14 protein-coding genes are annotated in these 14,308 nt (G+C 70.1%); 2 read left to right on the plus strand and 12 right to left on the minus strand.

What is annotated here, in order from left to right; all coding sequences use genetic code 11:
* Nucleotides 1-28 precede the first annotated feature (28 nt).
* From BKK80_RS32150 to BKK80_RS32160, 3 genes are all read right to left on the minus strand, one after another.
* Nucleotides 29-796 (minus strand): enoyl-CoA hydratase/isomerase family protein, encoded by a 768-nt coding sequence (locus tag BKK80_RS32150; protein WP_071073496.1) that lies wholly within the window; start codon nucleotides 794-796, stop codon nucleotides 29-31.
* Complete coding sequence (locus BKK80_RS32155) at nucleotides 793-1,347, minus strand: cysteine dioxygenase family protein (protein ID WP_418235924.1); 555 nt, start codon at nucleotides 1,345-1,347, stop codon at nucleotides 793-795. The genes BKK80_RS32150 and BKK80_RS32155 overlap by 4 nt, the downstream gene beginning before the upstream one ends.
* Nucleotides 1,348-1,430: 83 nt before the next feature.
* Entirely contained in the window at nucleotides 1,431-2,627 is a 1,197-nt protein-coding gene (locus tag BKK80_RS32160) for a CaiB/BaiF CoA transferase family protein (RefSeq protein ID WP_071038913.1), read from the minus strand.
* A 161-nt stretch (nucleotides 2,628-2,788) separates the two neighbouring features.
* On the opposite strand from BKK80_RS32160, the gene BKK80_RS32165 reads away from it, so the two are divergent.
* Both BKK80_RS32165 and BKK80_RS32170 read left to right on the plus strand, forming a co-directional pair.
* Nucleotides 2,789-3,586 carry an IclR family transcriptional regulator gene (locus BKK80_RS32165; protein ID WP_071018346.1) on the plus strand — a complete coding sequence of 266 codons (798 nt, stop codon included), beginning with the start codon at nucleotides 2,789-2,791 and terminating at the stop codon, nucleotides 3,584-3,586.
* Between the two features lie 180 nt (nucleotides 3,587-3,766).
* Nucleotides 3,767-5,194, plus strand: coding sequence for an NAD-dependent succinate-semialdehyde dehydrogenase (locus BKK80_RS32170; protein ID WP_071018345.1), 1,428 nt, complete (start codon nucleotides 3,767-3,769; stop codon nucleotides 5,192-5,194).
* A gap of 96 nt (nucleotides 5,195-5,290) precedes the next feature.
* Here BKK80_RS32170 and BKK80_RS32175 read toward each other — a convergent pair whose 3' ends face one another.
* From BKK80_RS32175 to ctaD, 9 genes are all read right to left on the minus strand, one after another.
* Nucleotides 5,291-6,853, minus strand: a complete 1,563-nt coding sequence (locus BKK80_RS32175; RefSeq protein WP_071072767.1) for a flavin-containing monooxygenase — start codon at nucleotides 6,851-6,853, stop codon at nucleotides 5,291-5,293.
* Entirely contained in the window at nucleotides 6,846-7,643 is a 798-nt protein-coding gene (locus BKK80_RS32180; RefSeq protein ID WP_071072769.1) for an alpha/beta fold hydrolase, read from the minus strand. The genes BKK80_RS32175 and BKK80_RS32180 overlap by 8 nt, the downstream gene beginning before the upstream one ends.
* Nucleotides 7,644-7,782: 139 nt before the next feature.
* On the minus strand, nucleotides 7,783-8,556 hold the full coding sequence (locus tag BKK80_RS32185) for an SDR family oxidoreductase (protein WP_071072771.1): 774 nt from the start codon (nucleotides 8,554-8,556) through the stop codon (nucleotides 7,783-7,785).
* Nucleotides 8,556-9,320 (minus strand): TetR/AcrR family transcriptional regulator, encoded by a 765-nt coding sequence (locus BKK80_RS32190; protein WP_071072773.1) that lies wholly within the window; start codon nucleotides 9,318-9,320, stop codon nucleotides 8,556-8,558. Before BKK80_RS32190 ends, BKK80_RS32185 begins: the two co-directional genes overlap by 1 nt.
* A gap of 149 nt (nucleotides 9,321-9,469) precedes the next feature.
* Nucleotides 9,470-10,684, minus strand: coding sequence for a DUF2252 family protein (locus tag BKK80_RS32195; protein WP_071018337.1), 1,215 nt, complete (start codon nucleotides 10,682-10,684; stop codon nucleotides 9,470-9,472).
* Between the two features lie 105 nt (nucleotides 10,685-10,789).
* Complete coding sequence (locus BKK80_RS32200) at nucleotides 10,790-11,149, minus strand: cytochrome C oxidase subunit IV family protein (RefSeq protein ID WP_071018335.1); 360 nt, start codon at nucleotides 11,147-11,149, stop codon at nucleotides 10,790-10,792.
* Nucleotides 11,150-11,157: 8 nt separating this feature from the next.
* Nucleotides 11,158-11,850, minus strand: a complete 693-nt coding sequence (locus tag BKK80_RS32205) for a heme-copper oxidase subunit III family protein (protein WP_071038918.1) — start codon at nucleotides 11,848-11,850, stop codon at nucleotides 11,158-11,160.
* 54 nt (nucleotides 11,851-11,904) lie between these two features.
* On the minus strand, nucleotides 11,905-12,537 hold the full coding sequence (locus BKK80_RS32210) for a cytochrome c oxidase subunit 3 (RefSeq protein ID WP_071018331.1): 633 nt from the start codon (nucleotides 12,535-12,537) through the stop codon (nucleotides 11,905-11,907).
* Nucleotides 12,534-14,285 (minus strand): cytochrome c oxidase subunit I, encoded by a 1,752-nt coding sequence (gene ctaD / locus BKK80_RS32215; protein WP_071073498.1) that lies wholly within the window; start codon nucleotides 14,283-14,285, stop codon nucleotides 12,534-12,536. The genes BKK80_RS32210 and ctaD overlap by 4 nt, the downstream gene beginning before the upstream one ends.
* Nucleotides 14,286-14,308 lie beyond the last annotated feature (23 nt).

Genomic DNA, 14,308 nt, shown 5'->3' on the forward strand with positions numbered 1-14,308 from the left:
CTCAAGCGGGGCGCTTCAGCGGGGCACCTCAGCGGCGCGTGGCCGCCCGGTATGCCGCGATGCGGTCTTTCAGTCCCGGGCGCGCGGCGGAGCGCACCAGGTCGGCAAGCTGGCCCGCGCGTGCTGCAGCGCCGGCGCTGCCGCCCAGGGCGGCGGCATGGATCGCGGCCTGCGTCGATGCCTCCAGGCGGCACGCCTGCTCCAGCAGCGCCGCCAGGCCGGCCGCGCGCGCGTCGGGCACGACCATGGCGTCCACCAGGCCGGCGCGCAGCGCGTCCTCGCTGCCGATCGCGCCACCGCCGGCGATCCAGCTGCGCGCGCAAGTGGCGCCGACCAGCGCGGCCAGCCGCTCGGTACCCAGCACCAGGCCGAAGCCGGCGCCGGGAAAGGCGAAGCTGCTGCCCGGCGCGGCCCAGCGCCGCGCGCAGGCGGCGACCAGGTCGGCGCCCGCGCCCATGGCGCGCCCCTGGACCAGCGCGACGGTGACGAAGGGCGCGGCATGCACGGCCTGCAGCAGCAGTTCGACGCGCACGAAGCGCGCCAGCAGCGAGTCGTCGCTTTCCTGCTCCAGGTCCTCCAGGTCGAAGCCGGTGCAGAAGTGCTTGCCGGCACCTTCGATGGCCAGCAGGCGCGTGCCGTCCGTGTGGCAGGCCTCGACCGCTGCGGCCAGCGCCGCCACCAGCGCCGCGCTGAGCGCATTGCCGCGCGCCGGCCGGTTCAGTGTCAGGTGCGTCAGCGGGCCTTGCCGGGCGATGCGCAGCAAGGGCTCGGCAGCGGATGCGGGGGCGTGGTTCATGCGGCGGGGCGCGCCCACAGATTGGGCACCATGGCGTTGGAGTAGCCCGACACGAAGGGCTTGGCCTGCCCGCTCTGCGGGTCGTAGACGTGGCGGTCGATGCGGCCGATATTGCCGCCGTACAAGTGGATGCTGACCGAGACGCGATCATCGTAGGCATTGCGCACGCGGTGCACGTCGCCCAGCGTCGGCGATATCGCGGCCACCTCGCCGCGCTCGAGCCTCACCGGCTCGCCGTCCGGCACCATGCGGCCCGCTTCCTGGCGGAAGCGCTGGTCGATCTCGGCGCCGCGCAGCACGCCGATCAGGCCCCACACGGTGTGGTCGTGCACCGGCGTCTGCTGGCCCGGCCCCCACACGAAGCTGACCAGCGAAAAGCGATCGAGCGGATCGCCGTAGAGCAGGTGCTGCTGGTAGTAGAGCGCGTGCGGCCGCGCCAGGCTCTCGGGCAGCCAGTCGTCATGCGACACCAGGTCGCGCAGCGGCGCGGTGAGCGCGGCCAGCAGCGCGGCCTCATTGCCAGCCGCATTGCCACCCGCATTGCCACCCATCTCGCTGCCGTCGCGCTGCGCGCGTTCCACCTGCGCGCTGACAGTCGCCACGAAGGCGCGCAAGCGTTCGATCGGATGCTGCATCATGCCTCTCCCGTGATGTCCTGTTGCGCGCCGTGGCTGCCACCGGCGTGGCGCGCGCGCACCTCGGCGTTGTGCTCGCCCAGCGCCGGGGGGTCTAGCCGGATCGGCAGGCCCAGGCCGTCGAAGCGCAGCGGCGAGGCGAAGGTGCGCGTGCGATGCCCGCCCGGCAGCGTCAGCGGCCGCACCCAGTCCATGTGGCCGACCTGCGGATCGTCCAGCGCGGCGGCATAGTCGTTGATGCGGGCATGCGGCACGCCGGCAGCGCGGAAGGCGGCGATCCAGTGCTCGACGCCCTGCTCGCCGAAGCGGACCTCCAGCAGGTCCTTGAGCGCCTCCTGGTGCTGCGCGCGCTCCCGCGTGCTGGCGAAGCGCGGGTCGGCGGCCAGCTCCGGCAGGCCGACCACGCGCACCACTTCCAGCCACAGCTTCTGGTTGCCGGCGGCGATGGCAAAGTAGCCGTCGGCGGCGCGGAAGGCCTGGTAGGGCGCATTGCGCGGATGCGCGGAACCCAGCTTGACGGGGCTGCGTCCGTTGCCGAAGTACTCGCTGGTCTGCAGTGCGGCGATGCCCAGCGTGCAGCCGTACATCGGCACGTCGATATGGGCGCCGGCGCCGCCGGCGCGCACGCGCGCCAGCGCGCTGGCGATGGCGAAGGCGGCGTACAGGCCCGAGGCGAAGTCCGCCAGCGGCACGCCGCACTTGACCGGCGCGCCGCCGGGCTCGCCGGTCACGCTCATCACGCCGGCAGCGGCCTGGATGGTGAGATCGAAGCCGCCTTCGCCGGCACGCGGGCCGCTCTGGCCGTAGGCGGACACCGAGCAGTAGACCAGGCCCGGCTTCTCGTCGCGGAAGGCGGCGTAGCCCAGCCCCAGGCGGTCCATCACACCCGGCCGGTTGTTCTCCACCACCACGTCCGCGTCGAGGACCAGGCGGCGCGCCAGTGCCGCATCGGCGGGATCCTTCAGGTTGAGCGCCACCGAGTGCTTGTTGCGGTTGAGCGAGGCGAAGTTCTCGGAGAAACCGGCCGACAGCGGCGGCCACTGGCGCAGCGTATCGCCCTCCGGCGGCTCCACCTTGATCACCTCGGCACCCATGTCGGCCAGCAGCATGCCGCAGAAGGGACCGGCGGCCACCGTACAGAACTCCACCACCTTGACGCCTGCCAGCGGCAGGTCTTGTTCACTGAGATCGGGCATTGCAACGTCCGTGGAAATTGGCGGCCGCGGCACCACCGCTGGGCCCGGCCGGATTGCGATCGATTATAGGAACGTTCCAGATTCGGCTACAATCGTTCCACATTTGAGAACGCACCCCTCCTTGTCGGCCGGCACCGCGCGGGCAAGGACGCCCGAACCGCATGAACAACACCCTGATCAAGGGCCTGGGCGTGATCGAGCTGCTGGCGCACAGCGAACGCCCGCTGGGCCTGAGCGAGATCGCCGCCGAGCTCGGCCTGGCCAAGAGCAATGTGCACCGCCTGCTGCAGGCGCTGACGGAGCTGCGCTACGTCATCCGCGCCGGCGACGGCAGCGGCTACAGCGCCTCGATCAAGCTGTGGGAGCTGGGCTCGGCCGTGCTGTCCCGGCTCGACCTGCGCCGCCACGCCGAGATCTGGATGGACCAGCTGATGCACGCCAGCGGCGAGAGCGTGCACCTGTCGGTGCTGGACCGCGGCGAGGTGGTCTACGTGCACAAGATCGACAGCCCCAACCCGGTGCGCGCCTACACGCAGATCGGCGGACGCGCGCTGGCGCACTGCGTGGCGACCGGCAAGGCCATGCTCGCCTTCCTGCCCGAAGCCACGCTGCAGCGCATGGCGGCAGCGCTGGTACCCTCCACGCCCCACAGCATCGTCGAGCCCGCGCGCTTCCTGCGCGAGATGGAGAAGATCCGCAAGCAGGGCTACGCCGTCAATCGCGGCGAATGGCGCGAGACCGTGTCCGGCATCGCCGCGCCGATCACCGACTGCCACGGCCATGTGATCGCCGCGGTCGGGCTGTCGGGTCCGGCCGAGCGCTTCCGTCCCGGCCGTCTCAAGCCCTTTGCCGACATGGTGCAGGAGGCGGCCGCCGAGATCACCGCCAGCCTCGGCGGCGGCAGCCACGACGCGCTTGCCCTGGCTACCCGCAGCATGGCGGACCTGCGGCGGCGCTGAGCCCCGCCTGGGGCGTCGGCCTGTCCCGGGCATGGCGCGAAAATGCTCCGCAATGTTCCGTACCGCGGAACATTCTCGCGCCATGCGGCACATGCAGAAATCCTGGCAAGGCGCTATGCTTGCGCTTTTCCCCCGCCCCCCGGCGGGCGGCGCCCAGCAGACAACCACCAGGAGAATGGCATGTATCAGGATCTCGCTCTCTACATCGATGGGGAATTCGTCAAGGGAGGAGGCCGGCACGAGCAGGACGTGATCAATCCCGCGACGCAGGAAGTGCTGGGCAAGCTGCCCCACGCCAGCAAGGCCGACCTGGACCGCGCGCTTGCCGCCGCGCAGCGCGCCTTCGAAAGCTGGAAGAAGACCTCGCCGCTGGAGCGCTCCAAGATCCTGCGCCGCGTCGGCGAGCTGGCGCGCGAGCGTGCCAAGGACATCGGCCGCAACATCACCATGGACCAGGGCAAGCCGCTGGCCGAGGCGGTGGGCGAGGTGCTGGTGTGCGCCGAGCATGCCGACTGGCATGCCGAGGAATGCCGCCGCATCTACGGCCGCGTGATCCCGCCGCGCCAGCCCAATGTGCGCCAGATCGTGGTGCGCGAGCCGATCGGCGTCTGCGCCGCCTTCACGCCGTGGAACTTCCCCTTCAACCAGGCCATCCGCAAGATCGTCGCCGCCGTCGGCGCCGGCTGCACGCTGATCCTGAAGGGGCCGGAAGACTCGCCCAGCGCGGTGGTGGCGCTGGCCCGGCTGTTCCATGACGCCGGCCTGCCGGCGGGCGTGCTGAACATCGTCTGGGGCGTTCCCAGCGAAGTCTCGACCTACCTGATCGAGTCGCCGATCGTGCGCAAGATCTCCTTCACCGGCTCGGTGCCGGTCGGCAAGCAGCTGGCCGCGCTGGCCGGCGCGCACATGAAGCGCGTCACCATGGAGCTGGGCGGCCATTCGCCGGTGCTGGTGTTCGACGATGCGGACGTCGAACCGGCCGCCGAGATGCTGGCCCGCTTCAAGCTGCGCAACGCCGGCCAGGTGTGCGTGTCGCCGACGCGCTTCTACGTCCAGGAGAAGGCCTACGACAAGTTCCTGGCGCGCTTCACCGAGGTGATCGGCTCGATCAAGGTCGGCAACGGCCTGGAGACCGGCACCGAGATGGGCCCGCTGGCACACGAACGCCGCGTGCTGTCGATGCAGCAGTTCCTCGACGACGCCAGCCACCGCGGCGGCAAGATCGTCGCCGGCGGCTCGCGCATCGGCGACAAGGGCTTCTTCTTCGCCCCCACCGTGGTGACCGACCTGCCCGACGACGCCAAGCTGATGGTCGACGAGCCCTTCGGCCCGGTCGCGCCGGTGACCCGCTTCAAGGACACCGAGGAAGTCCTGCGCCGCGCCAACAGCCTGCCCTACGGCCTGGCCTCCTACGTCTTCACCAATTCGCTGAAGACGGCCACGCAGGTCTCGAACGGCCTCGAGGCCGGCATGGTCAACATCAACCACTTCGGCATGGCGCTGGCCGAGACGCCCTTCGGCGGCATCAAGGACTCCGGCATCGGCAGCGAAGGCGGCCAGGAGACCTTCGATGGCTACCTGGTGACCAAGTTCATCACCCAGGTCTGAAGCCCGCGGCGCGCACGCGGCACCGGCCCGCACGGGCCGGCCGCATCCACGCCGTGCCGACCTCGCGGCGCACCACCCGGTGCGCCGCGCTCCCCCTCAGCGCGCCGGCGCCCGGCCGCCATAGGCGAACACCGCGTCATCGAGATCGATGGCGGGAAACTCGTCCTTCTCCCCCCAGTAGTCCTGCGTGTGCTGCCATTCGCGCTTGCTGCCGCGCTTGGGCAGCAGGTGCATGCCGCGCATCAGGTAGCCCGGATTGAAGTTCTCCGGGTCCACCCAGCTGCCGAGCGCCATCTCGCGGTCCTCGGGCCGCAGCACCGGCACCACGCTGCCGACACCCTTGTCGCGCATATGGCACAGCAGCCGGCAGACGAAATCGCCGATCAGGTCCGCGCGCAGCGTCCAGCTGGCGCGGAAGTAGCCGAATACCCAGACCAGGTTGGGCACGCCGGTGAACATCATGCCGCGGTAGGTCACGCTGTCGGAGAACACCAGCGGCTTGCCGTCGATGGTGAAGGCGATATCGCCGAGCACGCTGAGGTCGAAGCCGGTCGCGGTGACGATGACGTCGGCCTCCAGCGTGCGGCCCGACTTGAGCTGGACACCCCCTTCGACGAAGCGCTCGATCTCGTCGGTGACCACCGAGGCCTTGCCTTCGCGCACGCTCTGGAACAGGTCGGCGTCCGGAATGTAGGCGATGCGCTGCCGCCAGGGCCGGTAGCGCGGCGTGAAATGGGTGTCGACGTCGAAGTCGGGCCCGAGGCTGGCGCGCACCCCCGCCAGCAGCTCGGCCTTGACCGTTTCCGGTTCCTGCTGCGCGCGCTGCGTGAACACCGCCTGGTCGTGCAGGATCTTGCGCCGCACGATCTCGTGGATCCAGCTCTCGTCGATCTTCAGCTGGCGCAGTTCGTCGGCCAGCACGTTGGCATTGCGTCCGGTGATGAAGTAGGTAGGCGAGCGCTGCAGCATGGTCACGTGCGCGCAGCGTCCGGCCAGCGCCGGCACCAGCGTGGCCGCGGTCGCGCCGGAGCCGATCACGAGCACGCGCTGGTCCGTGCAGTCCAGGTCCTCGGGCCAGTCCTGCGGATGGACGATGCGGCCGCGGAAATCGGCCATGGCCGGCCATTCCGGCGTATAGCCCTGGGCGTGCCGGTAGTAGCCCTGGCACATCCACAGGAAGTTCGCCGTGAAGCGGACCGTCGCGCCGGTATCACTGCGGCTGGCTTCGATGGTCCACAGGCTCTGCTCGCTCGACCATGAGGCCGAACGGATCGCGTGGCGGTAACGGATATGGCGCGCCAGCCCGTTCTCGGCGATGACTTCGCCCATGTAGGCGAGGATCTCCGCCGCGGTGGCGATCGGGGTGCCGGTCCAGGGCTTGAAGCGGTAGCCGAAGGTGTAGAGGTCGCTGTCGGAGCGCACGCCCGGATAGCGATGCGTCAGCCAGGTGCCGCCATAGCCCGCCTGCGACTCCAGCACTACGAAGCGCATTTCCGGACACTGGTCGTTCAGGTGGTAGGCAGAGGCGATGCCGGAGATGCCGGCGCCGACGATCAGCACGTCGAAGTGTTCGGCCGCGCCGACGGCCTCCGGCACTGGCGCCGCGTTGGTGGCGTTGGTGGCGTTGGTGGCGTTGGCAGTGAATGCAGCTTCAGTCATGACGCTCCTCCAGATGGCGTTCGATGCGTTCCAGCAGGCGCTCGGGCTGTTCCAGCATCACCAGGTGCCCGCAATCGATCTCTTCGTAGCGCGCGCCGGGCACGGCCTGTGCCAACGCGCGGCAATGCGCCGCCGGCACCAGGCGGTCCTGGGCCAGCCCGATCACCAGCGTGGCGGCGCGGACCGCCGGCAGGCAGGCACGGATATCGACGATGGCGTCGAGCGCCGCCTGCCGGTCGCTGCCCGGCGCCAGTCCGGTGGCAAAGCGCGCCAGCACGGTCTCGACCAGCGACGGGTCGCTGGCGGCGAAGAAGCGCTCGGAGACACCGTTGAGCAACAGCAGGCGGGCAAGCTGCGTGTGGTCGGTGCGGGCCAGTGCCTGCCACAGGTCGAACTGCACGCGCATGCGCAGGTCGGTCGCGGCCCAGCCGCCCAGCACCACCAGCCGGCGCACCTGTCCCGCCAGCCTGGCCGCGGCCGCCGCCGCCACCACGCCGCCCAGCGAGTAGCCGACCAGGTCCAGCGCTTCGCCCTCGGCCAGGGCGGCGACGGCCTCCACCTGCCCGACCAGCCGTTCCAGGGTCAGCGCCGAGCCGTCGTCCACGCTCAGGCCCGAGCCGGCCAGGTCGGGCACCAGGCAGCGCCGCCGTTCGGCGAGGCGCGCCAGGATGGGCGCCCAGCCCGTCTCCGCGCTGGACGATGTGCCATGCACGAGGATGGTGGGCCGGCCGCGGCCGGTGTCGATCAGGCTGGTACGGACGCCTGCCGCGTCCACGGTCAGTCTTTGCATTGCGCCATGTCTCCTGTCTGTTTTCCTGCTTCTGGTGGTGCCGCCAGCAACGTGATGGCGGCGGCGCGGCCGGGACGGCGCTGTCCGCGGCGGGACGGGCACCGCGACGTGCGCCCTGCCGTCCGCCCTGCCGCCCGCCCTATTGCGCGGTCAGCCCGCCGTCGACGGTGAACTGCGCGCCGGTGATGTAGCGCGCCTCGTCGGAGGCGAGCAGCAGGAAGGCGCCGACGATGTCGTCCGGCGTGGCGAGGCGGCCGAGCGGCGTGATGCCCTCGATGCGCGCCCGCGCGGCCGCCGCCGCGCCGGCGTCGAGCGCACCGATCGAGCGCAGTACCATCGGTGTCTCGACGAAGCCGGGATGGATGGAGTTGACGCGGACCGGCGGCGAGCACTTGGCGCCGTGCAGGGCCGCCGAGCGCGTCAGCAAGGTCACGCCGCCCTTGGCGGCGCAATAGGCCGCCACCTGGTCGCCGCCCACCAGCCCGTAGATCGACGACACGTTGATGATCGAGCCGCCTCCCTCGCGCATCAGCGGCAGGGCCGCGCGACAGCCGAGAAAAACCCCGGTCAGGTTGACATCCAGGGTGCGCTGCCAGTCGGCCAGCGAGCAATCGGCAATGGAGCCGCGCAGGGCGATGCCGGCGTTGTTCACCAGCACATCGAGCCGGCCGTGGCGGCGCTCGACCTCCGCCATGGCTTCCTGCCAGGCCGTTTCGCGCGCCACGTCCAGGTGCAGGAACAGGGTGTCGGCACCCGCTGCGGCCAGCGCCTCGCACAGCGCCTGCCCGGCATGCGCGTCGATGTCGGCCAGCACCACCGCGGCCCCCGCCTCGGCGGCCGCGCGGCTGAAGGCAGCGCCGAGCCCGGAGGCCGCGCCGGTGACCATCACGATCTTGTCTTGCAGGCGTGGCATCAGGCCCTCCCTTGTCGGTGACCGCGCTGCGCGGCGGTCGGTGCTTGCTCCTGGGTCCGCGCCTTGTCCTGCGCCTTGTCCTGCGCCGGTTCGGCGCCGGCATCCGGTGGCAGGCCGAGATGACCCCGCACGAGATCGCTGAGCGCGGCGACCATGCGCTCAGGGTCCGACGGCAACGGCGATTGCGGGTTGTAGAGGCTGTTGAAATGCATCGCACGCGCGGCATGCATGGCCAGCATGATGCGGTCGCGCCAGCCGGGGATCGCGGTCACCTCGGGATAGCGCGCCAGCGTATCGACCAGGCGCCCGCTGACTTCGTTGCCGAGGCGGCCGACCGGCTCCCAGGCGGCCGGATCGTCGAGCGCGCGCTTGAGCACCGCGCGCAGCACGCCCTGGCTGCGGCTCTGGATCTTCACCGCCAGGTCCACGCAGGCGACGATCACCGCCGCGGGCGGCTTGTCCTGCATGACCGCGTAGGCCAGCAGCGCATCCGTCTCGGCGCGGATGCGATCGAAGGCGCGCGCGAGCGCGGCCTGGACGAAGCGCTCCTTGTCGCCGAAGCGGAAGTAAAGCGCGCCGATCGAAGCACCCGCGCGCTCGGCCACCAGCGCCATCGAGGTGGCCTCGATGCCGACCGCCTCGATGCAGGCCAGCCCTGCATCGAGCAAGGCGTCTTCGGTGGCCTGGCTGCGCGCCTGCTTCGGCCGGCGGCGTTCGCCCGCTCCGCCCTCCTGGGACGGCACCCGCTCCACGCTTGCCTTCATCTGCGCCGCTCCGGAAATAGAACGATGGTTCCACTTATAAGCGGCAAGCCCGGTTCACGCAAGCGGTGCGTCGCCGGATACCCGGTGCGTGGCCGGATGCCGGATGCGGCCCATGGCCGCCACGGCGCCCGCCGGAGCGGGCGCGGGCCTCAGCGGCGCTTGCGCGCCGTGCCCTGGCGGGCACGCCGGTAGTCGTCGGCAAAATCGCGCCACTGCGACAGCGAGACCGAACAGCCGTGGCGCGCCAGCCGCAGCACGGCAGCACGCCAGCGCGTGCCCGCCGCGAACTCCTGCAGTTGCTCGATCGGATCGGCCGACTGGTGCCGGCAGCTGCGCAGGTGCGCCCAGGCAGCGGCATGGGCCATGGTGTCCAGCACCAGGCGCAGCTCTTCGGCACTGGTGGGACGGCCCAGGTCGACGCGGTCGGCGGTGGGCTGCAGGCTCTTGACCACGTAGGACAAGCCGTTCATCTTCACCGCCGCCAGCAGTGCCGGCGAGGCGGCCTGCATGACCTGCTGCACCTGCACCACGCGCGCGGCCTCGCCTTCCCAGCGCGGCTGCCGGCGCAGGCGCATGCCGCTCCAGGCGGTCGGCGCCGCCAGCTTGACGTCGATCAGGCGCTGCGCCACCGGCGGCATGCCCACCTCGTGCGCCAGCACCACGTAGCGCTCCAGGCCCAGGCTGCCGGTGCCGGCGATGCGGCGCGCGGCATCATCGGCCACCAGGCGGTGCCCGTGCGGCAATTGCGAGTACATGTGCAGGATGGCGGCCGCATGTTTGCGCTGCGCCTTGTCGGCCGCCAGCGCATGGCGCCCGTCGATGCGCAGGCGGCGGCGCTCCTTGCGGAACTCGGTGCGCTGCGCCAGCAGTTCGCCGCGCCGGCGCCGCTTGACGCGGCGCAGCAGCTCGGCCACCAGTCCCTGCGCGGTGGCACGTTCCAGCCAGCGCGGCTTGCCCTGGGCCAGCACCGCCGCATAGCTCGACAGCATCCGTTCGCTGGCGTTGCGCGCATCCTCCTCCGACAGCCCGAGCTGCGAGGCGGCGATCATCAGGCTGGACAGCATGCGTACCACGTCAACCGTCAGCGGCGCCAGCAGGGCATCGTCGAAGTCGTTCAGGTCGAAGTACACCAGGCCGTTGTCGCCCTTGAAGCTGCCGAAGTTCTCCAGGTGCAGGTCACCGCAGACATAAGTGTGCGGGGCATCGAGCAGCGCCTCCTCGTGCTGCACGGAGGCGGCGTAGAGATGATTGCTGCCGCGGAAGAAGGAGAACGGCTCACGTGCCATCGCGTCGAGCTTGCGCGTCAAGCGCTCGGGATCGCGGCCGTGGTTGAAGGTCAGGATGGCCTCGGTGGCGGGATGCATGGCGGGCTGGGCTCCTCGGAGCGATGGCGCGCGGCCCGCCAGCGGGCTCGGCGCCGTACCCGGCAGTAGCGCTGCCGGCCGCGAGCGCCGGCTGTCGCCACCCGCTCAGTGGAGGAACAGCCCGCGCAAGACGAAAGTGTAATCCGCCTCGGTCGCCATCAGGCCGACCAGCAGCAACAGTGCCAGCGGCGGCAGCAGGATGGCGCAGGCCAGCGCCAGCCGCTCCCAGGCCATGTGCATGAACACCGCGACGATCAGGCCGGCCTTGAGCACCATGAACAGCACGATCAGCGTCCAGCGCAGCATGCCGGTGAAATGGAAATAGTCGACGAGATAGGACATCGTCGACAGCACGAACAACAGCCCCCACACCTTCAGGTAGAGGGCGATGGAATGCTGCTGCCCCCCGTGTTGCGACGGCTCGGAAGGCGCCGGCGGCGCGGTGGCGGTGGTCGTCTGTGTCATGGCCGGCCTCACCAGAGATAGAACAGCGCGAAGATGAACACCCACACCAGGTCGACGAAGTGCCAGTAGAGGCCGGCGATCTCGACGATCTGGTAGTTGCCGCTGCGCTCATAGCGGCCGCCCAGCACGCGGCTGGCGACGGTCAGCAGGTAGATCACGCCGCAGGTCACGTGCAGCCCGTGGAAGCCCGTGATCATGAAGAAGCTGGCACCGAACTGCGCGGCTCCCATGCCGTTGCCCCAGGGACGCACGCCCTCGGTGAAGATCAGGTGGCTCCACTCGAAGGCCTGCATGCCGAGGAAGGCCAGACCGAACAGCGCGGTGGCCGCCATCAGCGCCGCGCAGCGGCGGCGCTCGCGCCGGTAGGCGAAGTTCACCGCCATCGCCATGGTGCCGCTGCTGCTGATCAGGGTGAACGTCATGATGGCGATCAGCAGCAGCGGAACCTCGGCGCCGCCGATATGCAGCGCGAACACGTGGCTGGGATTGGGCCAGGCCACGGTCGACGCCATGCGCACGGTCATGTAGCCGGTCAGGAAGCAGCCGAAGATGAAGGTATCCGAGACGAGGAAGATCCACATCATGGCCTTGCCCCAGGACACCTGGAAGGCGTGCTGGTCCGAGCGCCAGTCGGCGACCAGGCCGCGCCAGCCGCTCGGTACGTAGGGCGCCCGCTCGGGCGCGGCTGCTTGCGTGACCATCTCTCGCCTCCCGCTGCCGTTTTGCTGCCGTTCCGCTTCGGCTCCGCCGCGGCCTCACGCGCCGCCGCAGAGGAAGCGCACCACCTCGGGCGTGAGCCAGCGCAGCACGACCAGCAGCACCAGCCAGAGCGCCAGCAGGAAGTGCCAATAGCGCGCGCACAACGCCATGCGCAGCGCGGCGCCGGCATCGCCTCGCCCGCTCCCCCTGCGCAGCGTCACCAGCAGCCACGCGGCCACGCCGCCCAGCACGTGCAGGCCGTGCATGGCGGTCAGCAGGTAGAAGAAGCTGCCGGCGGGATTGCCCGCCACGCTCACCTGCCTGCCTTGCAGGGCATGCCATCCCCATAGCTGCGAAGCGATGAAGAGCACCGCCGCCAGGCCGCCCAGGCACCAGGCGAGGCGCGCCGGGCGCGCGCGCCCGGCGCGCGCCGCCCGCGCCGCGTCCGCCATGGCCAGGCTGCCCGCCGCCAGCAGCGCGGTCGACAGCCAGACCTGCCACGGCAGGCGGATCGCACGCCAGTCCGGCGCGCTCATGCGCATGGTGTAGGCCGCGAGGAAGAGCAGGAACAGCACACTTGCCACCCCGATGAACACGCCGGTGCCGAGCGCCGCTGGCGCGCCATGGCGTCCGGCCGGGCCGTCGCCCGGATCGTCCCGGCCAAGGCGCAGGAAACCGGTCTGGTTCATGCCAGCGCTCCGCGCCCGGCCTCGGCCTGCGGCCCCAGCCCGCCCGCCTCGGGTGGCGCGTTCTGGGCGATGAAATCCTCGCGCGCGCCGGGCACGCTGTAGGCATAAGCCCAGCGATAGACCACCGGCGTCTGCTCGCCCCAGTTGCCGTGCACCGGCGGCGTCTGCGGCGTCTGCCACTCGAGCGAGGCGGCGCGCCACGGGTTGGGGCCGGCCGCCTTGCCATGGCGCAGGCTCCAGGCCAGGTTGAAGAGGAACAGCAGCTGCGCCAGCGCCACCGCGAAGGCCGCCACCGAGATCGCGGTGTTCAGCGAATGGGCAGACTGGGGGATGAAAGCATAGTTGTCGTAAGCGTAGTAGCGGCGCGGCATGCCCAGGATGCCGAGGTAGTGCATCGGGAAGAAGATGGCATAGGTGCCCAGGAAGGTGATCCAGAAGTGCGCGCGCCCGAGCACGTCGTTCAGCAGGCGTCCGGTGACCTTGGGATACCAGTGGTAGAGGCCGCCGAACACCACCAGGATCGGCGATACGCCCATCACCATGTGGAAGTGGGCCACCACGAAGTAGGTGTTCGACAGCGGGATGTCCACGCTCACGTTGCCGAGGAAGAGGCCGGTCAGGCCGCCGATGACGAAGGTGCTGAGGAAGCCGATGGCGAACAGCATCGGCACGCTCAGGTGGATGTCGCCCCGCCACAGCGTCATCACCCAGTTGTAGACCTTGATCGCGGTGGGCACCGCGATGATCAGCGTGGTGGTGGCGAAGAAGAAGCCGAAATAGGGATTCATGCCGCTGACGAACATATGGTGCGCCCACACCGTCACCGACAGCACGCCGATCACCAGGATGGCCCACACCATGGTGCGGTAGCCGAAGATGCTCTTGCGCGCGTGCACGCTGATCAGGTCGGAGACGATGCCGAAGGCCGGCAGCGCCACGATGTAGACCTCGGGGTGGCCGAAGAACCAGAACAGGTGCTGGAACAGCAGCGGGCTGCCGTCCTTGTAGGGCAGCTGCTGGCCGAGCGAGACGATTGCCGGCATGAAGAAGCTGGTGCCGAGCACGCGGTCGAGCAGCATCATCACGCCCGAGACGAACAGCGCCGGGAAGGCGATCAGCGCGAGGATGGTGGCCGTGAAGATGCCCCACACCGACAGCGGCATGCGCATCATCGTCATGCCTTCGGTGCGTGCCTGCAGCACTGTGGTCACATAGTTGAGGCCGCCCATGGTGGCCGCGGCGATGAAGATCACCAGCGACACCAGCATCAGGATGATGCCCCAGTCATGGCCCGGCGTGCCGGGCAGGATGGCCTGCGGCGGATACAGTGTCCAGCCGGCCCCGGTCGGCCCGCCCGGCGCGAAGAAGCTCGCCAGCAGCACCAGCACCGACACCAGGTAGACCCAGTAACTCAACATGTTGAGGAAGGGGAAGACCATGTCGCGCGCGCCGACCATCAGCGGGATCAGGTAATTGCCGAAGCCGCCGAGGAACAGTGCCGTGAGCAGGTAGATCACCATGATCATCCCGTGCATCGTGACGAACTGGTAGTAGCGGTTGGCGTCGATGAACTGGAAGTGGCCGGGAAAGCCGAGCTGCAACCGCATCAGGTTGGACAGCACCACGCCGACCACGCCCACCACGATGGCGGTGAGCGTGTACTGCACGGCGATCACCTTGTGGTCCTGGCTCCAGACATAACGGGTCCAGAAGCTGCCGTGCCCCCCTGCATCGTGCGCGTAGGCCATGTCTTCCTCCTGCCGCTGCGCCG

The organism is Cupriavidus malaysiensis (assembly GCF_001854325.1).
GTDB classification, from domain to species: Bacteria; Pseudomonadota; Gammaproteobacteria; order Burkholderiales; family Burkholderiaceae; genus Cupriavidus; species Cupriavidus malaysiensis.